General features: G+C 62.4%; 22 protein-coding genes and 2 tRNA genes. 14 read left to right on the top strand and 10 right to left on the bottom strand.

What is annotated here, in order from left to right; genetic code table 11:
* The first annotated feature begins 105 nt into the window (after nucleotides 1-105).
* Together AABB87_RS08945 and AABB87_RS08940 are read left to right on the top strand one after the other, a co-directional pair.
* A complete protein-coding gene (locus AABB87_RS08945) occupies nucleotides 106-1,503 on the top strand; it encodes a phosphomannomutase/phosphoglucomutase (RefSeq protein WP_341970890.1) in 1,398 nt (465 codons plus the stop codon).
* A complete protein-coding gene (locus AABB87_RS08940) occupies nucleotides 1,500-2,822 on the top strand; it encodes a 3-deoxy-D-manno-octulosonic acid transferase (RefSeq protein ID WP_341970889.1) in 1,323 nt (440 codons plus the stop codon). Before AABB87_RS08945 ends, AABB87_RS08940 begins: the two co-directional genes overlap by 4 nt.
* A 140-nt stretch (nucleotides 2,823-2,962) precedes the next feature.
* Here AABB87_RS08940 and AABB87_RS08935 read toward each other — a convergent pair whose 3' ends face one another.
* From AABB87_RS08935 to AABB87_RS08920, 4 genes are all read right to left on the bottom strand, one after another.
* Complete coding sequence (locus tag AABB87_RS08935) at nucleotides 2,963-4,105, bottom strand: branched-chain amino acid ABC transporter substrate-binding protein (RefSeq protein WP_341970888.1); 1,143 nt, start codon at nucleotides 4,103-4,105, stop codon at nucleotides 2,963-2,965.
* Nucleotides 4,106-4,485: 380 nt separating this feature from the next.
* Complete coding sequence (locus tag AABB87_RS08930; RefSeq protein WP_341970887.1) at nucleotides 4,486-5,223, bottom strand: hypothetical protein; 738 nt, start codon at nucleotides 5,221-5,223, stop codon at nucleotides 4,486-4,488.
* The gene (locus tag AABB87_RS08925) at nucleotides 5,220-5,642 is read right to left on the bottom strand and encodes a DNA polymerase III subunit chi (protein ID WP_058719452.1); all 423 of its coding nucleotides are present in this window, start codon (nucleotides 5,640-5,642) and stop codon (nucleotides 5,220-5,222) included. The genes AABB87_RS08930 and AABB87_RS08925 overlap by 4 nt, the downstream gene beginning before the upstream one ends.
* A gap of 19 nt (nucleotides 5,643-5,661) precedes the next feature.
* Nucleotides 5,662-7,131 (bottom strand): leucyl aminopeptidase, encoded by a 1,470-nt coding sequence (locus AABB87_RS08920; RefSeq protein WP_341970886.1) that lies wholly within the window; start codon nucleotides 7,129-7,131, stop codon nucleotides 5,662-5,664.
* A 28-nt stretch (nucleotides 7,132-7,159) separates the two neighbouring features.
* On the opposite strand from AABB87_RS08920, the gene lptF reads away from it, so the two are divergent.
* Genes lptF through AABB87_RS08895 form a run of 5 tightly spaced genes read left to right on the top strand, consistent with a single transcriptional unit; the run spans nucleotide 7,160 to nucleotide 11,948 of the window.
* A complete protein-coding gene (gene lptF / locus AABB87_RS08915; protein WP_341970885.1) occupies nucleotides 7,160-8,260 on the top strand; it encodes an LPS export ABC transporter permease LptF in 1,101 nt (366 codons plus the stop codon).
* Nucleotides 8,257-9,402, top strand: a complete 1,146-nt coding sequence (lptG, locus tag AABB87_RS08910; protein ID WP_341970884.1) for an LPS export ABC transporter permease LptG — start codon at nucleotides 8,257-8,259, stop codon at nucleotides 9,400-9,402. Before lptF ends, lptG begins: the two co-directional genes overlap by 4 nt.
* A 5-nt stretch (nucleotides 9,403-9,407) precedes the next feature.
* Nucleotides 9,408-9,806 (top strand): sirohydrochlorin chelatase, encoded by a 399-nt coding sequence (locus AABB87_RS08905; RefSeq protein ID WP_341970883.1) that lies wholly within the window; start codon nucleotides 9,408-9,410, stop codon nucleotides 9,804-9,806.
* Entirely contained in the window at nucleotides 9,803-10,747 is a 945-nt protein-coding gene (locus AABB87_RS08900) for a CysB family HTH-type transcriptional regulator (RefSeq protein WP_295083108.1), read from the top strand. Before AABB87_RS08905 ends, AABB87_RS08900 begins: the two co-directional genes overlap by 4 nt.
* A 13-nt stretch (nucleotides 10,748-10,760) precedes the next feature.
* Nucleotides 10,761-11,948: a pyridoxal phosphate-dependent aminotransferase gene (locus tag AABB87_RS08895; protein WP_341970882.1), complete on the top strand. Its 1,188-nt coding sequence runs from the start codon at nucleotides 10,761-10,763 to the stop codon at nucleotides 11,946-11,948.
* 62 nt (nucleotides 11,949-12,010) lie between these two features.
* Here AABB87_RS08895 and AABB87_RS08890 read toward each other — a convergent pair whose 3' ends face one another.
* On the bottom strand, nucleotides 12,011-14,038 hold the full coding sequence (locus AABB87_RS08890; RefSeq protein WP_341970881.1) for a type IV pilus assembly protein FimV: 2,028 nt from the start codon (nucleotides 14,036-14,038) through the stop codon (nucleotides 12,011-12,013).
* Between the two features lie 257 nt (nucleotides 14,039-14,295).
* Here AABB87_RS08890 and AABB87_RS08885 point away from each other — a divergent pair, with 257 nt between their 5' ends.
* Both AABB87_RS08885 and AABB87_RS08880 read left to right on the top strand, forming a co-directional pair.
* Complete coding sequence (locus tag AABB87_RS08885; RefSeq protein ID WP_058719444.1) at nucleotides 14,296-15,000, top strand: Crp/Fnr family transcriptional regulator; 705 nt, start codon at nucleotides 14,296-14,298, stop codon at nucleotides 14,998-15,000.
* A gap of 8 nt (nucleotides 15,001-15,008) precedes the next feature.
* Nucleotides 15,009-16,082, top strand: a complete 1,074-nt coding sequence (locus AABB87_RS08880; RefSeq protein WP_058719443.1) for a phosphotransferase — start codon at nucleotides 15,009-15,011, stop codon at nucleotides 16,080-16,082.
* Nucleotides 16,083-16,153: 71 nt separating this feature from the next.
* Here AABB87_RS08880 and AABB87_RS08875 read toward each other — a convergent pair whose 3' ends face one another.
* Complete coding sequence (locus AABB87_RS08875) at nucleotides 16,154-16,897, bottom strand: hypothetical protein (RefSeq protein ID WP_341970880.1); 744 nt, start codon at nucleotides 16,895-16,897, stop codon at nucleotides 16,154-16,156.
* A 62-nt stretch (nucleotides 16,898-16,959) separates the two neighbouring features.
* On the opposite strand from AABB87_RS08875, the gene AABB87_RS08870 reads away from it, so the two are divergent.
* Nucleotides 16,960-17,661, top strand: a complete 702-nt coding sequence (locus AABB87_RS08870) for a glutathione S-transferase N-terminal domain-containing protein (RefSeq protein ID WP_341970879.1) — start codon at nucleotides 16,960-16,962, stop codon at nucleotides 17,659-17,661.
* Between the two features lie 116 nt (nucleotides 17,662-17,777).
* On the opposite strand, the gene AABB87_RS08865 is transcribed toward AABB87_RS08870, so the two are convergent.
* The 3 genes from AABB87_RS08865 to AABB87_RS08855 form a co-directional block, all read right to left on the bottom strand.
* Nucleotides 17,778-17,854: transfer RNA gene (locus tag AABB87_RS08865), tRNA-Arg, on the bottom strand.
* Nucleotides 17,855-17,949: 95 nt separating this feature from the next.
* Entirely contained in the window at nucleotides 17,950-19,938 is a 1,989-nt protein-coding gene (locus AABB87_RS08860) for an OPT family oligopeptide transporter (protein ID WP_341970878.1), read from the bottom strand.
* Between the two features lie 229 nt (nucleotides 19,939-20,167).
* A tRNA-Pro gene (locus AABB87_RS08855) sits at nucleotides 20,168-20,244 on the bottom strand.
* A 229-nt stretch (nucleotides 20,245-20,473) separates the two neighbouring features.
* Here AABB87_RS08855 and trxA point away from each other — a divergent pair.
* From trxA to AABB87_RS08835, 4 genes are all read left to right on the top strand, one after another.
* Entirely contained in the window at nucleotides 20,474-20,803 is a 330-nt protein-coding gene (gene trxA / locus AABB87_RS08850) for a thioredoxin TrxA (protein ID WP_341970877.1), read from the top strand.
* A gap of 245 nt (nucleotides 20,804-21,048) precedes the next feature.
* Nucleotides 21,049-22,314, top strand: a complete 1,266-nt coding sequence (gene rho, locus AABB87_RS08845) for a transcription termination factor Rho (RefSeq protein ID WP_058719438.1) — start codon at nucleotides 21,049-21,051, stop codon at nucleotides 22,312-22,314.
* 149 nt (nucleotides 22,315-22,463) lie between these two features.
* Complete coding sequence (locus AABB87_RS08840; RefSeq protein WP_058719437.1) at nucleotides 22,464-22,721, top strand: type B 50S ribosomal protein L31; 258 nt, start codon at nucleotides 22,464-22,466, stop codon at nucleotides 22,719-22,721.
* A gap of 150 nt (nucleotides 22,722-22,871) precedes the next feature.
* Nucleotides 22,872-24,521: a hypothetical protein gene (locus AABB87_RS08835; protein ID WP_341970876.1), complete on the top strand. Its 1,650-nt coding sequence runs from the start codon at nucleotides 22,872-22,874 to the stop codon at nucleotides 24,519-24,521.
* Nucleotides 24,522-24,559: 38 nt separating this feature from the next.
* Here the strand turns inward: AABB87_RS08835 and phoR are convergent, their stop codons facing one another.
* Nucleotides 24,560-25,924 (bottom strand): phosphate regulon sensor histidine kinase PhoR, encoded by a 1,365-nt coding sequence (gene phoR / locus AABB87_RS08830; protein WP_341970875.1) that lies wholly within the window; start codon nucleotides 25,922-25,924, stop codon nucleotides 24,560-24,562.
* Between the last annotated feature and the right edge of the window lie 6 nt (nucleotides 25,925-25,930).

The following is a 25,930-nucleotide window of genomic DNA, read 5'->3' as shown; positions in this document are numbered from 1 at the left end:
GCCTACAATCCCCCCCCACGCGGTACCGGGCACCGCTGGCACCAACACAATTCCGGCGTGCCGCGCACAGCGGCCACCCATCACCATCAGGCAGAGGCACAACACATGCAAGTTCACGCATCCATCTTCAAGGCGTATGACATCCGCGGCGTCGTCGGCACGACCCTGAACGAAGAACTGGCCGAGCATCTGGGCCGCGCTTTCGGCACCGAGGCTCGCGCCCTGGGCGAGAAGGCCGTGGCCGTCGGCCGCGATGGCCGCTTGTCCGGCCCTGGCCTGGTGGCGGCGCTGATTCGCGGCCTGCAATCGACCGGCCTCGACGTCGTGGACCTGGGCGCCGTCACCACCCCCATGCTGTACTACGTGGCCGCCACCCGCGCCAAGCATGGCTGCCGCAGCGGCATCATGGTGACCGGTAGCCACAACCCCAAGGACTACAACGGCTTCAAGATGGTCTTGAAGGGTGCTGCCGTGTACGGCGAGCAGATCCAAGGCCTGCGCCGCCGCATCGAAGCCGAGGACTACAAGACCGCTGAACCCGGCAAGGGCCGCACGGCCACCATGGACATCGTGCCCGAGTACAGCCATCGCATCGTCAAGGATGCCAAGCTGAAGCGCCCGATGAAGATCGTGGTGGACTCCGGCAACGGCATCCCCGGCGCCAGCGCCCCGGCCATCCTGCGCGCCCTGGGTTGCGAAGTGATCGACATCTACTCCAAGGTGGACGGTGACTTCCCCAACCACCACCCCGATCCATCGCGCCCCGAGAACCTGGAAGACTTGAAGCGCATCGTGCACGCCTGTGACGCCGAGCTGGGCCTGGCTTTCGACGGCGACGGCGACCGCCTTGGCGTGGTCACCAAGGATGGCACCATGATCATGCCTGACCGCCAGATCATGCTCTTCGCTGCCGACATCCTGAAGCGCAAGCCCGGCGCCGAGATCATCTTCGACGTCAAGTGCACCCAGCGCCTGGCCCCGTGGATTCGCGAGCATGGCGGCAAGCCGCTGATGTGGATGACCGGCCACTCGCTGGCCAAGGCCAAGCTGAAGGAAACCGGCGCGCCGCTGGCCGGCGAATTGTCGGGCCATATCTTCTTCGCCGAGCGCTGGTACGGCTTCGATGATGCGATGTACACCGCCGCCCGCCTGCTGGAAATCCTGTCGCGCTTCGCCGACCCCAGCGCCGTGCTGAACGCGCTGCCCACCAGCTTCAACACGCCCGAGATCAATGTGCCTTGCGCCGAGGGCGAGCACCATGAGGTGGTGAAGAAGCTGCTGGAAGTGGCCGAGTTCCCTGGTTCGAAAGAGATCATCACCATCGACGGCCTGCGCGTCGAGTACGAAGACGGCTTCGGCCTGGTGCGTGCCTCCAACACCACGCCGGTGCTGGTGCTGCGCTTTGAAGGCCACACGCCAGAAGCGCTGGAACGCATTCAGCACGATGTGCTGGCGCAACTCAAGCGCGTCAAGCCCGACGCCGTCTTCGCGGCCGGCCATTGAAACAAGCCGAGCGCTTCGCAGAGCGCAGCAGCCGCTGGGCCTATGCGGCCCTGCTGAGTCTGCTGGCGCCGGCCTATCTGCTGCGCCTGTGGCGGCGCGGCAAGGCCGAGCCTCTTTACCGAGAGCACATCGCGGAGCGCTTCGGCGCCTATCGTGGGACAGCCGCTGAGCAGGGCTGGGTCTGGGTTCATGCCGTATCCCTGGGCGAAACGCGCGCCGCTGCGGCCTTGGTCTCGGCCATGCGCGCGCAGCAGCCGGATATGCGCCTGCTGCTGACCCACAGCACCGCCACCGGGCGCGAAGCCGGGGCGGCCCTGCTGCAGCCCGGCGACGCCCAAGCCTGGTTGCCCTACGACACCCCCGACGCGGTGCGGCGCTTTCTGCGCCACTGGCAGCCGCGCCTGGGCGTGCTGATGGAAACCGAGGTCTGGCCCACGCTGCAGTTTGAATGCGCCAAGGCCGGGTTGCCGCTGTTTCTGGCCAATGCCCGCTTGTCCGAGCGCAGCCTGCGCCGTGGCCAACGCTTCGCGGCCCTGCTGCGGCCGGCGGCCCAGCGCTTGCGCGCGGCCTTGGCGCAAACCGAGGCCGACGCCACTCGCCTGCGCGCGGCGGGCGTGAGCGATGTGCAAGTGATGGGCAATCTGAAGTTCGATATGGCCGTGGACGAGGCCTTGCTGGCGCGCGGCCGCGCCTGGCGGGCCCAGTTGGGGCGCCCGGTCTTGATGCTGGCCGTCAGCCGTGAAGGCGAAGAGGCCCAGTTGCTGCAGGCCTGGCAAGACCTGGCCCTGCGCAAACAGACAGGTGAAGCGCCACTGCTGCTGATCGTGCCGCGCCACCCTCAACGCTTCGATGAGATCGCAGCGATGGTGACAGCTGCGGGCTTGCGCCTGGCACGCCGCAGCAGCTGGCAGGGCGCGGCCGATTCACCCGATTCACCCGATGAGGCCGCCTTGCAAGCCCAGGTCTGGCTGGGTGACTCGATGCGCGAGATGGCGCTGTATTACGGCCTGGCCGATGTGGCCTTGCTCGGAGGCAGCTTCGCCCCCTTGGGTGGGCAGAACCTGATTGAGGCGGCCGCCTGCGCCTGCCCGGTGCTGATGGGGCCGCACACCTTCAACTTCGCCGAGGCCTCCAACTTGGCCGAGCAAGCCGGTGCCGCCCAGCGTGTCAGCGATATGGCGGGCGCGCTCGCTCAAGGTCTGAGCCTGTGCGCAGATATGCCGCGTCGCCAGGCCATGTCGACTCAAGCCCTGCGCTTTGCGAACCAGCACCGCGGTGCGGCCGCACGCATGGCCGAGTTCATCTTGCAAAACGGCTGAGGCCATCGGCAAGGCCTGCCAGCAAGGCAGGGGTCGGCCCTCGTCGCAGCTCAAGCGACCAACCATTCTGCGGCCGCTCAATGCGCATAAAAAAAGCCCGCTTGCGCGGGCTTTTGCTTGAGCTTGTGGCTGATTGAAGATCAGCGAACCACGGCCAACTCAGAGCGGTTGCCGCCCTTATAGGTGTACATGGTCAGAGCGCCGTTCTTGATGTCGCCCTTGTTGTCAAAGGAGATCACACCGGTCACGCCCTTGAAGCCCGTGGTCTTGGCCAGCACCGGCAGGTACTTGGCAGGCTCAGCAGAACCGGCCTTGACCATGGCATCGACCATCACGTTGACGGCGTCATACACATAAGGTGCATAGACCTGCACGTCCAGCTTGTAGGCTTCCTTGAAGCGAGTCTTGAAGACCTCCATGCCCTTCTTGGACTCGCCTTCCACGCCACCGGCTTCCGCGCAGATGACTTGGTCGTCGGCCATGGTGCCAGCGGCCAGCTTGGGCAGCTCGGAGCTGCAGATGCCGTCGCCACCCATGAACTTGGCGGTGATGCCCAACTGCTTCATCTGGCGCAGCATCGGGCCGGCCACGGCGTCCATGCCGCCGAAGAAGATCACGTCGGGCTTCTTGCCCTTCAGTGTGGTCAGGATGGCGGAGAAGTCGGTGGCCTTGTCGTTGGTGAACTCGCGGCCAGCGATCTTGCCGCCAGCGGCCTTCACGCCTTTTTCGAACTCATCGGCAACGCCTTGGCCGTAGGCCGTGCGGTCGTCGATGACGGCAATGACCTTGCCCTTGACGGAGGTGACAGCGTACTTGCCAAGGGTGCCGCCCAGATGGACGTCATCGGCCACCACGCGGAAGGCGGTCTTGTAGCCGTTGCGGGTGTACTTGGGGTTAGTCGCCGAAGGCGAGATTTGCGGGATGCCGGCTTCGAAGTAGATCTTCGAGGCAGGGATGGTGGTGCCGGAGTTCAGGTGACCGATCACGCCATTGACCTTGGCGTCAGCCAGCTTCTGAGCGGCGGCCGTGCCTTGCTTTGGATCGCCAGCATCATCTTCAGCCAGAAGTTCAAACTTGGCGGTCTTGCCACCGATCTTGACGCCCTTTTTGTTGAGCTCATCGATGGCCATGCGGGCACCCAGCTCATTGTCCTTACCCAGGTGGGCGATGCCGCCGCTGGTCGGACCCACGTGGCCAATCTTGACCACGACTTCTTGCGACATTGCCGCGACGCTAGACAACAACGCAATCGCGCCGACCACAACGTTCAATTTAACTTGCATGAATTACCTCCGAATTGGAAGAAGGAGAGCTGTGTTTTCGTTGATTGTTCAACCCCTCAAACATACCCCAAATCGAGGGCCCGCAGATAGGGGGTTAGTCTGGAAAACGGCCCTCCACCGCCAGGCGTTAGGGGGTGTTGCAAAGGCATCTACGCAGTAGCCACAACAAGCACCAAGGCGGCGCAGCAAGGCCGGCAGGGCCGATGCCTTGGGCACTCCGGCGCACCAGTTCAATGCAGGCGCAAGTGCGCCGACCTAGTGAGTTTGAAATTGCTCTTGAAGAATGAGCAAGAGACGGCAAGCAGTCGAGATAAACCCTAGTGTTGCAAGGTGGCGGCACTCAGCACGCGCCACTCGCACAATCAACGCAATCCGGCGGGTCAGCTTTGCGGCAACTGACGCTTTAAGCTGCGCCACACGGCGCTTTCGACATGGGCATGCAACTGGGCGCGCATGGTCATCACGGCCTGCTCCAAGACCTCGTCCAAGACTTGGTCGAGCGCCTCATCCACCGCCAGCGCAATGGCTTCCTTGATGGCCTGCTCTTGACCGGCGAATGCCGCCCGCAGCGGCTCGGCCAACGTGCTCGCCGCGCTCGCCGGCAGGGGCAGGACGGGCGCCAAGGCTTGCGGCAAGACCGGAGTCGGCGCCAGCGCTGGATGAGCCGATGCAGACTCAAGTGCAGGCGCAGGCACTTCGGGCCCAGCCAGGTCAAAGGCCAGGTCGAGGTCGGGCGTGTCAGGCGCCGTGTCAGTCAAGGTATACGGCGCAGTCTCAGATGACTCAGGCAAATTGAAGATCGCAGCGCTTTGCTCCGCGACATCCAACTCAGGCAAAGTCAGATCCAATGCGGCCGGCAGTTCTTGCGCCAAAGGCCGAAGGAACTCACCTTCAAACGGATCGGACAAATCGGGCACGCTGTCCACTGCCAGCGTCAATTCCGGCAGCTCCGGCACTGCCGCCAATGGCGGCAACTCGGCAACACCGGCCTCCGCTGCCCTTGGTCGGGGCCGCGGCGGCAGGTCAAGATCCAAGTCCAGCAAAAATGCCAGATCGGCCGGCTCCACCACTTCGGTCAGGGTGGGCACCACGCGCTTCGGCGCCACAGAGCCGGTCATGCCGCCACCTTGTGATGCTTCACCGCAAAGCCCAAGGCCTCGTACTGCTTGTAGCGGCGCCGCCCGGCTTGCATTTGCGCCGGGTCTTGCGACACCACTTCCAACACGCGCTGGAACTCCTCGAAGCCAGCAGGCATCTCGGGCCCGACGTTGAGCAGCATCTCGCGATGTGGCAGGTCTTGCGCAGTTTCAGCCAGCAAAATAGGCGTGAAGCGGGCATCGACGCCCTCTCCACCCACGCGGCCGTGCGGCACAAACTCTGCCGTCTCGAAGTCCCAGAGCTTGGCATCCAGGCGCTGCAACAGCGCCTCCGGCCCGCACACGCCCACCCGTGCGCCGCCGCGCTGCGCCTTTCGCAGCAAACGGCACAAATACAGCAGGCGTTCGGGCACGCCCGTGTAAAACGTCACTTCGGTCATGCGCAGGCTCGGTCCAGCATCAACGCGCTTGCGACAAGACGAAGTGCGTCAGCAAGCCCACGGGACGGCCGGTGCCGCCCTTGGCCGCGCCACTCTTCCAAGCGGTGCCGGCGATGTCCAGATGGGCCCAGCGGTACTTGTCAGCAAAGCGCTGCAAGAACTTGGCTGCGGTGATGGAGCCGCCTTCGCGGCCGCCCACATTGGCGACATCAGCGAAGTTGCTCTTCAGGCCTTCTTCGTACTCGTCGTCCAAAGGCATGCGCCAGCAAGGATCCAGGGCCGCGTCACCGGCGGCCGTCAGGGCGGCAGCCAGTTCGTCGTCGCTGGCGTACATGCCGCTGCGCACACCGCCCAGGGCGATCACGCAAGCGCCGGTCAGTGTGGCCACGTCCACCACCACCGCGGGCTTGAAGCGCTCGGCATAGGTCAGGGCGTCACACAGAATCAAGCGGCCTTCGGCGTCGGTATTCAGGATTTCGATGGTCTGGCCGGACATCGAGGTCACCACATCGCCCGGCTTCACAGCGCGGCCATTGGGCATGTTCTCGCAAGCGGCGATCAGCACCACCAGGTTCAGCTTGGGCTTCAACTCGACCACAGCGCGCAGCGTGCCCAGCACGCTGGCAGCACCACCCATATCGAACTTCATCTCATCCATGCCGGCACCCGGCTTGAGCGAGATGCCGCCCGAATCAAAGGTAATGCCCTTGCCGACCAGCACCACCGGCGGCACGGTCTTGGCCGCACCGTCGTAGCGGGCGACGATGAAGCGCAGGGGCTCGTCCGAGCCCTGGGCCACCGACAAGAAGGAACCCATGCCCAGCTTCTCGACGGCCTTTTTGTCCAGCACTTCGACCTTGATGCCATGGCTCTTGCCGATGGCTTGCACTTGCTCACCCAGGAAGGTGGGCGTGGCGTAGTTAGGCGGGCGGTTGGCGCACTCACGTGCCAATTCGATGCCAGCGCCGATGGCTTGGCCGCGGGCCAGACCCTTCTTCACCTCAGCCAAGTCTTCCTTGTCGACCAGCAAGCTCAGCTTGACCAACTTGGCCGCAGCAGGAGCGCTGGGCTTGGTGTGGGTGTAAACATAGGCCGAATCCTGCGCACCCAGCACGAACTGCTCGGCCAGGCTTTCCACCGTGTCTTCGCTGCCTTCAAAGCCCGCGAAAGCCACGGCGGCGTGAGCCGCGCCACGACCCTTGAGCTGAGCCAAAGCGGCTTGCAGCGCGGTGCGTGCGCTCTTGAGCGTGTTCTTGCCGGCGGCAGCCAGCACCAGGCGCGGGGCCTTGACGCCAGCAGCGCGCTGCAGCACCAGGGTCTTGCCGGCCTTGAATTCGAAATCGCCCAGCTTGACGGCGTCCTTGACCAGGGCGCTCAGCGTCGCGTCGAGCGTGGCGGGCAAAGCCTCGCCGCCCAAAACCACGATCAAAGCATCGGCATTCACGCCGGCCAATGCGTCCAGGGACGCGGTCTGTGTACGAAAGTCCATAATGTCGCCGAATAGATAAAGTGCGCGAATGTTATTCGATTCCACCGTACGTCGAGAGTTGGCCCGCAGCTTCGGCGTGACCCTTGTGGTCATCCTCACCATTGTTTTGACCATCATGCTGATCCAGACCCTTGGTCGGGCAGCGGGTGGCAATGTCGCGCCTCAAGATGTGATGCTGCTGATGGCTTACGCCTCGCTGGCGCATTTGCCAACGATGTTGTCACTGTCGATGTTCATTGCCGTGGTGTCTTCGCTGGGCCGCATGTACCGCGAGTCGGAAATGACCATCTGGTTCGCCAGCGGCATCGGTCTGGCGCGCTTTGTGCGCCCGGTGCTGCGCATGGCTGCTCCGGTGATCGCGGTGGTGATCCTGCTCAATCTGCTGCTGTGGCCCTGGGGCAATCAGAACAGCACCTTGCTGCTGGAACGCTTTCAAAAGCGCAGCGATCTGTCGCGCGTAGCACCCGGCCAATTTCAAACCTCGCGTGACGGCAACAGCACCTTCTTCATTGACCGCGACAGCGAAGACGGCCGCACCGGCCGCAATGTCTTCATCCTGACCCAGCGCGGCGACAGCGAAGCCATCACCACCTCGGCCAAGGGCCAGATTGTGCTTGAAGGCGATGACCGCTTTCTGGTGCTCGATCATGGCCAGCGCAACGAGACCAACGAAAAAACACAAGAGAAAAGCCTGGCCCGCTTTGAAGAATACAAAGTGCTGGCCGACAGCCAAGCCATGCGCACGGCGGACCAGTTGCCGCCCAAGGCGCTTTACACCCCGGATCTGCTGCGCAACCCCAACCCTAAGAACGATGCTGAACTCACCTGGCGCTTCGGCATGATTCTGGCCAGCTTCAATATGGTCATGCTGGGCATCGGCCTGTCGGCCAGCAACCCGCGCCGCGCCAATAACTGGAACTTGCTTTTCGCCATGCTGGCCGCGGTGGTCTATTTCAATGTGGTCAATCTCAGCCAGTCTTGGGTCGCCAACTCGCGCACGACCGCGCCACTGGCCTTGCTGGGCGTGCACGGCGGGGTGTTCTTGCTGGCCATAGGCCTGATGTGGCTGCGCGATCAGGGCAACCGCCTATGCCTGCCGCGCTTCAAACGCAAGGTGGCGCCAGCATGAGGACCGTCCGCCGCCTGCTTTACCGCGACATCCTGGGCTCGGTGCTGTTTGTCTCGGCCGCCTTTTTGTCGCTCTTCTACTTCATTGACTTTGTCGATGAACTGGAGCGCATGAGCCGCATCGGTGCAGGCGCCGCGCGCGCCGCCCTGCTCTCGCTGATGGTTTTGCCGGGGCATTTGTACGAGCTGATGCCGATTGCCGTGCTGATCGGCAGCATTTTTTCGCTCGCCCGCATGGCGCAGTCCAGCGAGTTCACCATTCTGCGCACCGGCGGCCTCGGGCCGCGCCGGGCCTTGGCGCTACTGGCCACCCTGGCCTTGGGCTTTGCCGCACTGACCTTTGTGGTGGGCGACTATGTGGCGCCCTACTTCGACAAACAGGCCGACGCCATGCGCGCCCGCCTCAGCGGCAATGTGGCCAGCGGCAACCGCGGCGCCTGGCTCAAAGAGCACAAGCTGGTGGACGGCCAAGACCACAGCTTTGCCATCAATGTGGGTCAGGCCACCGCCTCCGGCGCATTGCAGGACGTGCGCATTTTTGAGTTCGACGCCAACGGCGGCTTGGTCTCGCGCATCGAGGCCAAGACGGCCAAGGTGGACGGCAAAGGCCAGTGGCTGTTGTCCGAGGTCGAGCGCACCGACTGGCTGGCCAAGCCGGCGCAACCCGTCGATGCCAAGCAAGCTCGCCGCGCGGACGACGCCCTGGCGGTGACGCATTGGCGCTTGCCCAGCATGAGTTGGGACAGCAGCCTGCACGCTGGCGTGGTGGCCGCGGCGCTGCTGCCCACGGTGTCCATGTCCACCATCGAGCTCTACCGCTACACCGAACACCTCTCGGCCCAGGAGCAATCTGCGCAGGCTCAGAACATCGCCTTTTGGCGCAAGGCCTTCTACCCCTTTGCCTGCTTTGTGATGGTGGCGCTGGCCCTGCCCTTCGCCTATTTGCATGGCCGCTCGGGCGGCATCAGCCTGAAGGTGTTTGGCGGCATCATGCTGGGCATCAGCTTTGTGCTCTTGAACAATGTGGCTGGCCACGTGGGCATCTTGAACAACTGGACTCCCTGGGTCGTGGCGGCTTCGCCCAGCCTGGCTTATTTGGGTCTTTCGCTGGCCGCTTTTGGCTGGCTGGTGCGTTACCGGTAAACGATATGGACGGACTTCTGCTTTTCGCGCACGGCGCCCGCGACCCCTTGTGGGCCCGCCCTTTTCACGCCGTCGAGGCCAGGGTGCGCGCCGCCCGGCCGGGCCTGCCCATGGTGCTGGCCTATCTCGAATTCATGCAGCCCGAGCTGGAAACAGCCGCCCATCAATTGGCCGAGCAGGGCTGCACCCGCATCCACATCGTGCCCATGTTCCTGGGCACCGGCGGCCATGTGCGGCGCGATATTCCGCCCATGCTGGAGCGCCTGCAAAGCCATTACGGCGAGCGCATCGAATGGCTGCTGCACCCAGCGCTGGGTGAGCAAGACCGCGTGCTGCAAGCCATGACCGACGCCAGCCTGGCTTGGCTGGACGCCAGCCCACCGGTTCAGCAGGAGCCCTCATGAATCTGCACCAATTCCGCTTTGTGCAGGAGGCCGCGCGCCGCAATCTCAATCTGACCGAGACCGCCAAGGCCTTGTTCACCTCGCAGCCGGGTGTCTCCAAAGCCATTCTGGAATTGGAGGAAGAACTGGGCGTTGACATCTTTACCCGCCACGGCAAACGCCTGCGCCGCATCACCGAGCCGGGCCAGCAGGTACTGGCCGCCATCGAGATCATCATGCGCGAGGTCAGCAACCTCAAACGCATCGGTGAGGAATACTCCAAGCAAGACAACGGCACCCTGTCCATCGCCACCACCCACACCCAGGCCCGCTATGTGCTGCCCGGCCCGGTGTCGCAGCTGCGCCGCCAACTGCCACAGGTGCGCGTCAGCCTGCACCAAGGCAACCCCGAGCAGGTCGTGCGCTGGCTACTGGACGACAGCGCCGATGTGGGCCTGGCGACCGAATCCCTGGCGCAGATCGACGAGTTGGTAAGCCTGCCCTGCTACGAATGGCAGCATGTGTTGGTGGTGCCCAGCGATCATCCACTGGCCCAGGTCGAGCGAGTCAGCCTCGATCAATTGGCGGCCGAGCCCATCGTCACTTACCACCCCAGCTTCACCGGCCGCACCCGCATTGACCGGGCCTTTGCCGCCCGCCACTTACAACCCAATATCGTGCTGGAGGCGATTGACTCTGACGTCATCAAGACCTACGTCCGCCTCGGCATGGGCCTAGGCATCGTGGCCGAGATGGCGGTGCGCGAAGACCCGCCCGGCGGCGACCTGGTGTCGCGCCCCTTGGGCCATCTATTCGGGCAGAACGTCACTCGCATTGCCTTCAAGCGCGGCGCGTATTTGCGCAACTATGTCTACACCTTCGCCGAGCTGCTGTCGGACCGGCTCAACCGCCATCTGCTGGAGCGCGCCATGAGCGGAGACGCCAGCGACTACAGCCTCTAACTTCTGATTCACCGTGACTGCCACACCGAGACCGACACCCCAGATCGACAGCCGCTTGCCGCAGGTCGGCACCACCATCTTCAGCACCATGTCGGCGCTCGCGCAGCAGCATGGCGCGGTCAATTTGGGCCAAGGCTTCCCGGACTTCGCTTGCGATCCGGCGCTTATTGAAGCCGTGCATGCCGCCATGCTGCAAGGCCATAACCAGTACCCGATGATGAGCGGCGTGCCGGCACTGCGCGAAGCGGTGGCCAACAAGATCGCCACGCTCTACGGCCACCGCTACCAGGCCGACAGCGAGATCACCATCACCGCTGGCGCCACCCAAGCCATCTTCACCGCCCTGCTGGCCATCGTGCATGCGAGTGACGAGGTGATCATTCTGGAGCCCTGCTACGACAGCTATGCACCCAATATCGAGCTGGCAGGCGGCGTGGTGGTGCGTGTGCCGCTGCATGCGGACAGCTTCCGGCCCGACTTCGCGCGCATCAAGGCCGCCATCACCCCGCGCACCCGCGCCATCATCATCAACAGCCCGCACAACCCCAGTGCCACCGTCTGGACGGCCGAGGAGATGGCGCAGCTGGCCGAATTGCTGCGCGACACCGACATCCTGCTGATCAGCGATGAGGTCTACGAGCACATGGTCTTCGACGGCGCCGCCCACCAAAGCGTGGCCTGTTTCCCTGAGCTGGCGGCGCGCAGCTTCATCATCTCCAGCTTCGGCAAGACCTATCACGTCACCGGCTGGAAGGTAGGCTTTGTGGCCGCACCGGCCAGCCTGAGCCGCGAATTCCGCAAGGTTCACCAATACAACGTGTTCACCGTCAACACGCCCATGCAGTTTGGCCTGGCCAGCTTTATGCAGCAGCCAGCACCCTATCTGGAATTGCCAGCGTTTTATCAGCGCAAGCGCGACTTCTTCCGCGCCGGCCTGGCCGGCAGCAAGCTGCGCCTGCTGCCTTGCGAGGGCAGCTATTTCCAGTGCGTTGACATCAGCGAAGTGGCAAGCTTTGCCGCCACAGGCCAGCAAGGCGATCAGGCTTTTTGTGAATGGCTGACCCGCAACGTGGGCGTGGCGGCCATTCCAATGTCAGCCTTCATCGCCAAGCCCGAAGGCCAGCAAAACATCGTGCGCTTTTGCTTCGCCAAACGTGACGAGACCTTGACTCAAGCTCTGGCCCTGCTGCGCGAACTCTAAGCCAAAGGGCAGCCGTCCGCCCTGCTGCGCGGCCTGCTCCTCCACAGCCGCCAACGCCACCGTCAGATCTTGCGCGGCGCGGGATCGTCCAACAAGATGTCCACGCCCGGCTCATTCGTCGGGGCGGCTTGCGGGGCTTGCCAGACCATGGTGGCCATCAAGTCCATGCCGGCCGCGCCGGTGGCATCGGCATCCAGAGGCAGGAAGAGATCGATGTCATCGCTGCGCACCTCATGCTCCGACAGATCGCGCGCCACGCTGTAGAGGAAGAGCAATTCCCGGTAAGCAGGCAAATCAAAGCCGGTCGTGCCCAGATTGCCTTCAGACAGCAGCTGCTGCAAGCAGGCCATGCTGGCGCCACTGTCCGACCACTGCAGCTGCAGCAAGCGCAGGGCATCCGGATAGTCGGCCAACTCACGGCCGTGGTTGACGTCATCACCCCAAGTCGGCGCCACGGCACCGAAACGCTCCGCAAAGCTCTGCGCCACCGCCGCAAACTCGGCCTGCTGACCGTGGCTTTGATGGATCTCCATCAGTTTCAAATAGGGCAAGGCACTGGCCGCACCGGTGCGAATACGTTCCTGCAGCAGCTCAACCGCCGATTCGGTTTGGCCAAGCACCAGGAAGAAGTCCACCTGTTGTTCCAAGTCGATCAGCAACTCGACACTGACATGCGAATCCAGCGATGCTCCGACGGGTGAGTTGCCGGTATGCCAGGTCAGGTCCTCGTTCAAGTGCTGAGCGCTCTGTGGCACGGGCGCAGAAGCGGACGCTGATTGGGTCGGCGGGAGGTCTGAAGGCAGGAACTCCAGCTCCAACTCTTCGTCCGGCAAAGTCTCAGTGGCTGATGCAAGGGCATCGGAAGCCAGCTGATAAGGCAAAACAATGGTCTGCTCATCAACAGGCTTTGCCCCATCAAGCGGCGGTGTCGGGGTGCTGTTTGGCGTGGCCGTGGCCGTGGCCGCGGCAGCAGGCACCAAAGCAGGCTCAGCCGCAGTTGCACTGGCGGGTGAGCCGCTTGGCGAATCAACAGACACAGGACTCGGCGCTGCAGCGGTCTTGCTGGCGATCACTGCAGCGCCGGCCGGGCCGCCCCCTTCGTGCCACCACGCGCGCTCATGCAAGACTCGCTCTCGCCGGCGGCTATGCCAGAGAAAAGCCACTGCGCCGCTCAAGGCCAGCACCGCCACGCCCAGAATGATGGTCAGCGAACCAGGCTCGTTAGGCGTTCGGGCAGGCGCCAACTGTGAGCGCAGGCTCTGCAGCTTCGCTTCGGTCGCCTGACGCTCCCGGCGCATCGCGGCCAGACCGCTTTCCACCGCCTGCAAACGCTGCAAGGCGGCACTCATCTCGGCAGCACTTGATGCCGCAGCGGCAGCCACGGCGGCCCTGTCCAGCACAGCATTCGCCAAAGACTGCTGATCCAACTCCGGTGCATCCAGGCGGAGCTTGGCAGCGTCCTTGTTGCCTGCTTTGCTGTTCTTTTGCTTGGCCGCTCCGGCGCTGCGCTCGGCTTGAGCCGAAGCCTGCGATTCAAGCTCGCGCTTGCGCGCCGACTGAGCCTGCCCTGATGTGGGCTGGCCCGGCGCATTGACTGCCGCTGTCTGACCCGCCGCTGGCGCGGCCGAAGCAGCTGAGCTCACATTGGCCAAGGCCGCTTGCAGCGCTGGTGAAAGCCTGCGCAACTGACTCACTTCGGCTTCGACAGGCGGTGCTTGGGCTGCTTTGCTATCAGGTGGATCGATCAATGCGCTGTACTGGCGCACCAAGCGAACCGGGCAACCCAGGCTGAGGGTGACATTGACGATGGGCTCGTTGACCGGCACAAAGCTGCGCACGCGCACGGCACTGACACTGCCTTCCGTCAGGCCCTCCAGTTGCACACGCACTTGAGCGGGTGACAAACGAGCCTCGCCCACAAACACTTCCACCTGAACACAGTCCAGGCTCAAAGATTCATTGGGGCCCAGACGAACCGGAAACGCCAGGTTCAGGGACTGACCCAGGGCCGACTGGGCCGAAGGCCGCTCGACGCCCAGAGCTGCTGCGGACCCCATGGCGCCTGTGGCCATCACTGTCAGCAAGGCCAAGCGAATGGGATTGGCGCACCAACGATGAAAAGGCACTGAAAATTCTCGGTCCATGCCGGGTTTGTGATGTTTTGAGCACTCTAGCATGAGCCATACCAGCGCCGGCCTTCAGCCCCCCCTGATTCGAGCAGGCCGCGCCAACACCACCAAGAAACCACAGACTGGCCGCGTAAAAGCCCTCGGCAGCAGGCACGCCAAAGCTCATAGACAATAAGCCGCATCACAGCAGCCTCCTGCTGTCACGTCAGCGACTGAGCATGAATAGTACGGTTCTTACAATTCTCGAACGCAACAACATCGAATCGGGTTCGTGGTTCTCCAGGCTCTCTCCCACACTTCGCAGCGACATCCTTTCCCGAGCGTCCGTGCGACGTTTGGGCGACGACAGTTTGCTGAGTTGTCGCGGCGAGCCGGCCGAGGAATGGGTGGGCGTCGCCAAGGGTGCGGTGCGGGTGAGTTCGGTGTCACTTGCCGGCAAGCAAGTGGCGCTGACCTATGTCGAGCCAGGCACCTGGTTTGGCGACATCTCGCTCTTCGACGGCTTGCCGCGCACGCACGATGCCACCACCCACGGCGAGACCACCTTGCTGATCGTGCGCAAGCCCGATTTCAGGGCCTTGCTGCAAGCGCACTCGGAACTCTACGAAGCCCTGCTGCGCCTGAACTGCCGCCGACTGCGTCTGATGTTTGACACGGTCGAGGATCTCAACACCCGCCCGCTTGCCTCGCGGCTGGCCAAGCAGATTTTGCTGCTGGCACGCTCCTACGGCATTGAGCAAGGTGAAGAGATACGCATCGGCCTGCAACTGGCGCAAGAAGACCTGGCCCAGTTGCTGGGCGCCTCGCGGCAGCGGGTCAATCAGGAACTCAAGGGCTTTGAGCGAGATGGTGCTGTGCGTGTCGAGCCCACCCGTTTGGTGGTGTTAAACAAAGACAAACTGCTGGCCATCGCCAGCCGATAAGCAAAAAAATGGATGCATTCACCGGTACTCGCGCCCTCACCCAAAGCCTTGATCTGGAGGCACTGAGTACTTGGCTGACTGCCCATCTGCCGGGCTTTGCCGGCCCCTTGAGCATCGAGCAGTTCAAAGGCGGGCAGTCCAACCCGACCTATAAACTCATCACACCAAGTGGCAGCTATGTGATGCGCAGCAAGCCCGGCCCGGTGGCCAAGCTGCTGCCCTCGGCCCACGCGATTGAGCGCGAATTCACCGTGATGCGCGCCCTGGCCGACAGCGCCGTGCCGGTACCGCAAATGCTGGCTTTGTGCGAAGACGAATCCGTGATCGGCCGCGCCTTCTACATCATGGCTTTCATGCCCGGCCGCGTGCTCTGGGACCCCAGCCTGCCCGGCATGACGCCGGCCGAGCGCGGCGCCATCTTTGACGAGATGAACCGCGTCATCGCAGCCCTGCACAAGGTCGACTTCAGCGCCTGCGGCCTGGCCGAGTACGGCAAGCCGGGCAATTATTTCGAACGCCAGATCGGGCGCTGGAGCAAGCAATACCTGGCCTCGGTGACCGAACCCATCCCGGCCATGGATGAATTGATTGCCTGGCTGCCCGCCCACATTCCCGCATCGGCACGCGACCCCAGCGAGGTCGCCATCGTGCACGGCGACTTCCGCCTCGATAACCTGGTCTTCCATCCCGACAAGCCCGAGGTGATGGCGGTGCTGGACTGGGAGCTGTCAACGCTGGGCCACCCCTTGGCCGACTTCAGCTACCACTGCATGACCTGGCACATCCAGTCCTCCGGCGCAGCGCGCGGCTTGGGCGGTAAAGACCTGGCAGCCCTGGGCATCCCGGATGAGCTCAGCTATGTGCGCCGCTACTGCGAACGCACCGGCCGCGCCGATGTGGACCGCGTGATGCAGGACTGGAATTTCTACCTGGCCTACAACCTGTTCCGCATCGCGGCGATTCTGCAAGGCATTGCCAAGCGGGTGGTAGACGGCACCGCGTCCAGCCAGCAAGCCCGTGAGGCCGGCGCCGGCGCCCGCCCGCTGGCGGAATTGGCCTGGCAGTTCGCGCAGCGGGGCTGAAACAGCCCGGCACCTCGATACAGCACCCGGTAGGCCCGGGTTGACTGGTTCAATCGCCGGGCTGGAGCGCCTCAGTTTTGCGGCACATCCTCATCCGGTGTGGAACTGTGCCAGGCCACCGAGGTCGTGGTCGGCCAGGGGCCGCGCTCAGACAACTTCCCGTTGATCCGCAATGCCTCACGGCAGGCGGACTCCAGCACCCGCACCAGGGCCTGAATCTTGGGCAAGGTAGGTTCGGTCATGGCGGTGCGCAAATAGACATTGCCGCGCATGGTCATCAGCACAAAGGGATGACCCTCGGGCAACAGGTCCTGGCTGGCTTGGGCCAGGATTTCACTCAACTCACCCTCAAGCCAGTCGGCAGCCAAGGTCTTATTGACACCCAAAGCGCCAAAGCGTTGGCGCACCAGCTTGGACGAGATATTCGTCACCTTGGGGAACATCACCAACCAACGCATTTCCTCCGGCGTGTCGGTGTCCACCCGCGTCTTCAAGGTATCGGTGTAGGCCTCGAAGACAGTGCGTTCCAGCACCTCCATCAACTGGCGGCACAGAATCATCATTTGCAAGTCGCTGTGCAGGCGTAACTCGCAACGCATGCGCAACTCGGTGCCCTCGATGTAGGCGCGCTGTGACGCCCCCCATTCGATGCGCAAGCTGCCGGGCATGGCCTTGGGCTGCTCAATCAAGAAACCGCGCCCATCCTTGGCAAGCCGGAACTGCCCCTGCCGACTCTCCGCCCAATCATGGATGGGCCGCCAACGCGCAGCATTGGCGCGTGCGATGAACCAGTGTTTAACTTGCTTTAAAAACATGAACTAGCACAATGAGTCAGCGCAGGCCGAGGGACCCGCGTCAAAGGTAAGAGAGGCAAACAATGATCGATCTTTACTCATGGGCCACGCCAAATGGCCACAAAGTTCACATCATGTTGGAAGAATGCGGCTTACCCTATCGGGTGATCCCCGTGAACATTGGCACCGGGGCACAGTTTGAACCCAAATTTCTCAAGCTAAGCCCGAATAACAAGATTCCCGCCCTGCTAGACCCCGACGGGCCTGACGGCAAAGCCATTCACTTATTTGAATCCGGCGCCATTCTTCTCTACCTCGCAGGCAAGACTGGCCGCTTTCTACCATCTGATACGCACGGCAAATACGAAGTCCTGCAGTGGCTGATGTTCCAGATGAGCAGTGTCGGCCCCATGCTGGGCCAAGCCCACCATTTCCGCGTCTACGCCAAAGAAAAAATCGACTACGCCATTCAGCGCTACAGCAGTGAAGCACAGCGACTTTACGGTGTGATGAATACCCGCCTGGCCAGCAGCAAATACATCGGTGGCCCCGAATACAGCATCGCCGATATGGCCGTCTTCCCCTGGTTGCGCTCCTGGAAAAGTCAGGGCGTAAAGATGGGCGACTACCCGTATCTGAAGGGCTGGTTCGATGAGATCGCCGGCCGCCCGGCAGTGCGGCGCGGCCTGGAGGTGCTGGCCGATATGCGCCAGGCGCAACTCGACGAGCAAGCGCATGAGGTGCTCTTCGGCGAGCAACAGTACCGCAAGCATCCCCTGCACTGAAGCCAAACGGCAGTCGCCCGGGTTCGGCACACAAGAGTGGCGCGCCGCCAAGCCAGCAAAAGCCAAGAGCGCTTTGCTAACGATCAGGATCAGAGGGGAATGAGGAGCCAGAAAACTGGCCCGACCAGCAAGAATCGAACTTGCAACCGCCCGCTTAGAAGGCGGGTGCTCTATCCAGTTGAGCTATGGTCGGTACACGGGAGGCGAGCGCCTCCACAGGGAGCGTGATTGTGCCATGGCGGCAACAGCTGCCCGGCCTCACTGAGGCCCGACGGCAGCGCCCGGGTTTTAACCCAGCATGACGTTGACGATGGCGTTGCCGATGCCCATCAAGGCTGCGCCCGAGATCAGGCCAGCGCAGATCGGCTCACAGCCTTCCACCCAAATGCGATTGCCGGGCGTGCCGGGCGCCTTGTGGCGGCGACCCATCAGCCAGAACAGCAAGGCGCCAGCAAACATGGCGATCACCGACTCAGGCGGCAGCACCACACCCAGACCGATGGACACGGCCGACAAGGGGAAGCGCCCTTTGAAGATGATGCGCGCAATCTCGATGGCAGCCGCACAAACCGCCGCCACCACCATGGCCACGATGGCCGAGGCCGGCAGGCCTTGGACGCCCTTGGCAATGATCTCGGCCACGCCCTTCCATTGCAGGGCAGCCGGCATGGCGAATTGCTCGGACACGATGGTCGTGGTGGAGCGCAGGCCATTGGCATCGGCCGGCAGGAACAGCAAGAAGTACAGCGGCACGCAAGCCATCACGCCGGCAAAAATGCCGATCACATGGCCGACAGCCTGATGCCGCGGCTTGCCGCCCAACATATAGCCGGGCTTGATGTCGGACAGCAGATTGGCCGCGTTGGAGGCCACTTCCGAAGTCATGCCGGCGGGCAGCAAATTGCTGGCCGGATTGGTTCGGTCAATCGCACCCATGGTGAACTGGGTGATCTTGGACAGCGCGCCGGTCGGTGTCCACGAAGTCAACGCCATCGCATTGGTGCAAATCACCGTCAGCACAAAGATCAAAGGCAAGGAGATCAGGGCCAGCAGCCACGGCACGCCAAAGAAGGCGTGAGTGACCCAGGCACCCAGCACGCTGAAGATGGGCACGCCAACGAAGGACACCCACAGCGGCACTTCGATATCGGCCAGCAAATCCGGGCCTTGTTTGGCTGCACTCTTCTTCTTGCCGAGATTCTTGAAGGCGCTGGTGAACAGCTCCGGCTTGGCCAGCAGGCCCACCAAAGCACCCACCACCATCATCGTCACACCCCACCACATCGACCATTGGTTGACGATCTCGGCGCGCGAGATTGGCACCAAGCTGCCATTGGGGGCGACGCGTTGAACGATGTCGCCAGCCTGAATCATGATGGGGGCCAGGATGACGAAGTTGACAAAAGAGCCCAGCAAGACGCTGCTAGCGACCGCGATGCCCATCAAGCCACCAACGCCCAGCATGGCCGCATCCAGCGTGAAACGCAGGCCCAGGGTGCGGAAGTCCACACCCAGAATTTTCGGGATCCACAAATCAGCTTTGACCGCCGCCTGGTAGTAATAGGTGTCCAGGCGCTCATGGAAGGTCCAGGGCGCGCTCATGCCCGCCCACTGATCCATGCGAAGGATCTTGAACTGCAAGAGCTTCATCCAGCCGTCGCTGACCAGCGCTTGATAGAGGCCCGTGCCCACAGCCACATAGCCCAGCAAACGCGCCTTGAAGACGCCACTGCCAGCATCGCCGTTGTAAAGCGAATCCAGCACCACGCCGCTAGCGCGACCTTCCGGGAAAGGCAGTTGTTCTTCATTGATGAAGCGGCGCTTCATCGGGAAAGCCACCAGCACACCCAGGATCGAGACCACAACGATCCAGATCATCATCTGCCACCAGGGGATGATGCGCCCGGTGATCAACATATAAGCCGCCAGGCTCGAGAACAAAGGCGACACCGCATAGCCCGCCGCCGTGGCGATGGACTGGGTGCAGTTGTTTTCGAGAATCGTGTAGTCGCTGGTCAGGCCCGAGTTATTCAGGGCGCGAAACAGGGCGAAAGACAGAATCACCGAGGTCAGCCCAACACCGATGCCGATGCCTGTCTTGCCGCCGATGTAAAGCGATGTGGCCGCCAGAACGGCGCCGAGCAAAAAACCCGTCAGCGCGGAGCGCAGCGTCAGCTGCGGCATATCGCCACGGAAGATGTTCTTGAACCACCACTCGTCTTTTTGCTCGCGCGTCCAGTTGCGGATCTGCTCGTCGGTCAATTGTTGGATAGCCATGACTGCTGTGTTTGATTTTGAAGGCTCTTGATCGAGCCTGTATTGGCGTCAGTGAAGGTCGGTAGACCCGAAGCGGCGAAGTGTCCGTGCTTCCAAGCCCTTTGTTAAGCAGAGCTTACCCAAAGGCGTGGCATCAAATTGCGTAGACTCATCAATACGAAACGACTCAGGCCGGAAATGAAAAAACCCGCTGCAAGCAAAGCTCACAGCGGGTTATCCAATTGGGTCTTGGTCGGGGCGGCGGGATTCGAACTCGCGACCCTCTGCTCCCAAAGCAGATGCGCTACCAGGCTGCGCTACGCCCCGACTAAGACGACTATTCTAGCCTGACTTTTTGGGCTGTGCGAGATATTTCTAAAAATTATTTCAAGAACGCGAAAGCCAAGGTCGCGCCACACAAAAAACCGCCCTGCCCGCCCAGTCTCGGCCTTTGTGTCAAAATCATCCGGCACAAGGCCGAGCGCCTGCCGTGCCACCTACTTCAAGCACTGCAGCCAATCAGCGGCAACACAACAAGCCCGTCCAAGGACAAGCAATGAGCAGCGAACTGATCAAACATATTTCCGACGCCTCTTTTGAGACCGATGTCATCCAAGCCGGCAAGCCCGTGCTGGTGGACTACTGGGCCGAATGGTGCGGCCCCTGCAAGATGATTGCCCCCATCCTGGACGAGATCTCCAAGGACTACGGCGACCGCCTGCAAATCACCAAGATGAATGTGGACGAGAACCGTGAAGTGCCCGCCAAGTTCGGCATCCGCGGCATCCCCACATTGATGTTGTTCAAGGACGGCCAACTGGCCGCCACCAAGGTTGGCGCATTGTCCAAGACACAATTGACCGCCTTCCTGGACGCTAACCTATAATCATTCGAAATTGCCGCTGCGGGCGCCGGTTCAAACGGGTTCGCAGCGTTCGCAATTTGCCAACTCGCCCTGCTTAGTCTTCTTGAATGACTCTGGCGCGAGGACTCGGCACCCAAGCTCCCGCGTTTATTTCTTGCGTTGCGTCTTTTGCCTGCCCCTGGTCTGGCGACAAACGCTTGCTGGTTGCCGAAGTATTTGTCACCGGTCCTTGGCAGGATCTTTGACCCCCTACCGGGTGTTCACCCATGCATCTTTCCGAACTGAAAGCGCTTCACGTCTCCGAGCTCATCAAGATGGGCGAGGCGCTGGAGATCGACAACGTCGCCCGTATGCGCAAGCAGGAGTTGATGTTTGCGATCATGAAAAAGCGCGCCAAGGCTGGCGAGCAAGTCTTCGGCGACGGCGTGCTGGAGGTCTTGCCTGACGGCTTCGGCTTCCTGCGCTCCATCGACGACAGCTATATGGCGTCCACCGACGACATCTATCTGAGCCCAAGCCAGATCCGCCGCTTCAATCTCCACACCGGCGACATGATCGAAGGTGAAGTGCGCGTGCCCAAAGACGGCGAGCGCTACTTTGCCCTGGTCAAGGTTGACCGCGTCAATGAACTGACGCCCGAGGAGAGCAAGCACAAGATCATGTTCGAGAACTTGACGCCGCTGTTCCCACGGGAACCGTTCAAGCTCGAGCGCGACAACTTCAAGGGCGAAGAAAACATCACCGGTCGCATCATTGATTTGATTGCCCCCATCGGCAAAGGTCAGCGCGCCCTGATCGTCGCGCAGCCCAAGACCGGCAAGACCGAGATGATGAAGAGCATCGCGCACGCGCTGGTCGCCAATCACCCCGAGTCGCACCTGATCGTGCTGCTGGTGGACGAGCGCCCCGAAGAAGTGACCGAGATGATCCGCACCGTGCGCGGTGAAGTGATCAGCTCCACTTTCGACGAGCCGGCTGCTCGCCACGTGCAAGTGGCTGAGATGGTGATCGAACGCGCCAAGCGCCTGGTCGAACTCAAGAAAGACGTGATCATCCTGCTGGACTCGATCACCCGCCTGGCCCGCGCCTACAACAACGTCTTGCCTTCGTCGGGCAAGGTCTTGACCGGCGGCGTGGACGCCAATGCCCTGCAGCGCCCCAAGCGCTTCTTCGGTGCGGCGCGTAAAGTCGAAGAAGGCGGCTCGCTGACCATCATCGGCACCGCGCTGATCGATACCGGCAGCCGCATGGACGAAGTGATCTACGAAGAGTTCAAGGGCACCGGCAACTGCGAAATCCATCTGGATCGCCGCATGGCCGAGAAGCGCGTCTACCCTTCGATCTTGATCAACAAGTCCGGCACCCGCCGCGAAGAGTTGCTTCTCAAGCCCGAGATCCTGCAAAAGAGCTGGATCTTGCGCAAGCTGCTCTACAACATGGACGAGATCGAGGCGATGGAGTTCGTGCTGGACAAGATGAAGTCCACCAAAAACAACCTCGACTTCTTCGACATGATGAGGCGAGGCGGCTAAGTTGGGCTTCCTGGTGCAGGCCCAAACCTGCACCTTCGGCGCAAGGATTCGTCCACGCGCCATTCTTCGGGCTATAATCCCGGTTTTACTTCGTCAGCAAGTGCGTCACATGGTGTGACGTGGCTGCCGGCACTGCAGCGAGATCTCCCATGAAAGACGGCATTCACCCTAACTACCGCGACGTTTGCTTCGTGGACCAATCCAACGGCTTCAAGTTCGTGACGCGCTCGACCATGGGCAGCAAGGAAACCGTCAAGCTGGAAGACGGTCGCGAAGTGCCGCTGGTCAAGCTGGAAACCACCAGCGAATCGCACCCCTTCTACACCGGCCAACAAAAGAGCATCGACAATCTGGGCGGCCGCGTCGAGAAGTTCCGCAACAAGTTTGCTGGCTTCGCCAAGAAGTAAGTTACGCATTCACTCCTTCGGGACTGAATCCAAAAAGGCAGCTCAGGCTGCCTTTTTTTCGTCCCTGCGTGAGCACCCGCGCCGCAGGACTGCGTGAGTCTGCGGCATGATGTTGGCTCATCTGCAAATTCAATCAGAAACCGACCCCGCGTGAATCTTCCGACACCCGCCATCGTTGCCGAGCGCGGCGCACAGCGCATGCCTCGCCTGGCCTTGATCCTGTTCTGCGCCGCCTATGTCCTGCCTGGCCTGTTTGGCCGTGAACCATGGCGCAACGCAGATCTGAGTGCCTTCGGATTCATGAGCAGCGTGGCCAGCGGACACGCTCCATGGTGGCAACCCAGCATCGCCGGCATTCACGCCGATGGCGGCCCCCTACCCTACTGGGTCGGCGCCGTGGCCATCAAAGCATTACCCATGCTTGAGCCAGCCTTGGCGGCTCGCCTGCCCTATGGCTTGATCCTGGTGCTGGTTTTGATGCTGGTGTGGTACAGCTGCTTCCATCTGGCGCGCACGGATGCGGCCCAGCCGGTGGCCTTCGCCTTTGGCGGCGAGGCGCAGGGCGTGGACTACGCCCGTGCCATGGCTGACGGCGCGCTACTGGCCCTTATCGCCTCCTTAGGATTGCTGCAACTGGGCCACGAGACCACGCCAGAACTGCTGCAGTTGCTGGCGAGTTCACTCTTTCTCTACGGCTTGGCCGCGGCGCCATTTCGGCTGGCCAAGGCACGCTGGGCGGTGATGTTGTCGCTGCCGGTGCTGGCAGCGAGTGGCGCACCCGCCGTGGCGCTGGCATGTGCAGTCGTCGGCGCCGTTCAATGCAGCAAGTCCAGTTATGCGCAGGTGCGCGAGCTGACTTTGTGGATTCTGATTGCCGGCATGCTGGCCGCCATCAGCGCATGGGAATTCAATGCCTGGGCCTGGCGTATCAGCATGGAAGCCGCGCCTGCGACCTTGCTGGATTTCCTGAGTCTGAGCGCCTGGTTCAGTTGGCCGGCCTGGCCTTTGGCACTGTGGACCTTGTGGCGCTGGCGTGCGCATTGGCAGCATCGCCATATTTTCGCGCCCCTGAGCCTAGCCTTGATTGCCATGCTGACCAGCTTGCTGATGGACAACTCAGATCGCGCCTTGCTGCTGGGCCTGCCTGCGCTGGCCGTGCTGGCCGCATTCGCCTTGCCCACACTGAAGCGCGGCTTTGCTGCGGCGATGGACTGGTTCTCGGTGTTCTTCTTCAGCGCAGGCGCGCTGTTCTTCTGGATCTACTACCTGTCGATGCAGCTGGATTGGCCCAAGACGCCGGCCGCCAATCTGCGACGCCTGGCCGAGGGCTTTGAGCCGCAGTTCAATGCACTGGCTTTGGCGGCAGCCCTGCTGGCTTCGGCCGCCTGGGTGGCCCTGGTGCGCTGGCGCACGGCACGCAATCAACATGCTTTGTGGAAGAGCCTGGTCTTGCCCGCGGGCGGCGTGGCCCTGTGCTGGCTGCTGGCGATGACCATCTTGCTGCCGTTTGCCGACTATGCGCGCAGCGACAAGGCATTGATTGCACGTCTGGGCCGGCATCTGCCGCCCGCCATCAACTGCTTGGCAGCGCCTGATCAATCCATGGCCACACTGGCTGCCATCGAGTTTCATGGCGGCTGGCTGGTGGACGCCAAGCGTCCCTTGAGTGAAAGCGCTTGCGACTACGCGGTGCAAGCCGCCGGCGCCGCAGTGCCCGCCAACTGGGTGTTGGTGGCCCATGAACAGCGGCCAACCGACCGCAAGCCCACCTTCAAGATCTGGAAGCGAGCCCTGCCCTAGCGATAGCCAGGGCAGGCTCACGCGCCTGACTCAAACAGTCAGTCAGCCAGCTGCCGATCCGCGTACGCCGCCTCAACACCCAAGGCTGCTTCAGCCCCATGCCGCACGCGCACGGCAGGGAAGACCAGATTGAAACGCGAGCCCTTGCCGGCCTCGCTTTGAATCTGCAACTCGCCACCATGCCTTTGAACCACATGCTTGACGATGGACAGGCCCAAACCTGTGCCGCCGGTTTCTCGTGAACGGCTGCCGTCCACGCGGTAGAAGCGTTCAGTCAAGCGCGGCAAATGCTCCCGGGCGATACCCAGGCCGGTGTCATTGACACTCAGCTCACCTGAGCCATCGGCCAGGTCACGCCAAACGACATCGATCTGCCCACCGGCCGGCGTGTAGCGCACGGCATTGGTGACCAAATTGGCCGCCGCACTGATCAACTCGGACTCCACGCCCGCCAGGTCAATCTGAGTGGACTGCTGCACCTTGATCTGATGCTTGCCGCCGGACAAGGCCAGAGCATCGGAGTTAATGCGAGCCAAGATCGCGTCCAAGGAGACCCAGCGATCGGGCGCGGGGCGCGGGCTGCCCTCCAACTGCGCTAGGGTCAAGAGGTCACTGACCAGCCCTTGCATGCGCTGTGTTTGCTGGCCCATCAAGGTCAAGACGCGGCGGCGCTCCACTTCTGTGAGCGGCAAAGAACTCATGGTTTCGATGAAGCCCGACAACACGGTCAAGGGCGTGCGAATCTCATGCGAGACATTAGCCACGAAGTCGCGGCGCATCGAATCGGAACGCTCACGCTCCGTGATGTCTTGCGACAGCACCAGCTTCATGCCCTCGCCATAACGCCGGATCACCACAGACAAGGCGCCGAAGCCGCGCACATTACGCAGCAGCAAGGTCTGCTCGAAACTGCCCTCTTGCAAGAAGGCCACAAAGGCGGGCGAGCGCACAAGATTGGTGATGCGCTGGCGCAGGTCGCGTTGCGGGTCGAGCGAAAAATGGTCGGCCGCTACCCGATTGCACCAAAGAATCTGCTCCTGCGCGTCCAGCATCAGCACGCCGTTGGGCGAGGCCTCGATGGCGGACAGGAACTGGTCCAGTTGCAAGCGCTCGCGGGCAATCACCTTCTCGCGATCGCGCACGGCACGCTCAATGCGGTAGCCGAGTTCACCCCACAGCCCCGTGTCACGAGGCGCTGTATCCTGCTGGGAGCCCCGCAGCCATTGCAAGAGCCGATGCCCTCGCACGGCGTCAATCACGACCAGAGCGCCTACCGCGCTGGCCGCTCCCAAGGTTTCAGCCAAAAAGGGTAGATCGAAGAAACGGCCTGTCCACCAGCCAACCATGGCACCCAGGCACACCGCCAAGGCCGCCAAGACAAAACGAGGCAAGAGCCAACTCACGGTAGA

This window comes from Roseateles sp. PN1 (assembly GCF_038419725.1).
In the GTDB taxonomy this organism is placed as follows: domain Bacteria; phylum Pseudomonadota; class Gammaproteobacteria; order Burkholderiales; family Burkholderiaceae_C; genus Paucibacter_A.
Note: the sequence above shows the minus strand (reverse complement) of the source record. Positions and strands in the feature narration are given on the sequence as shown.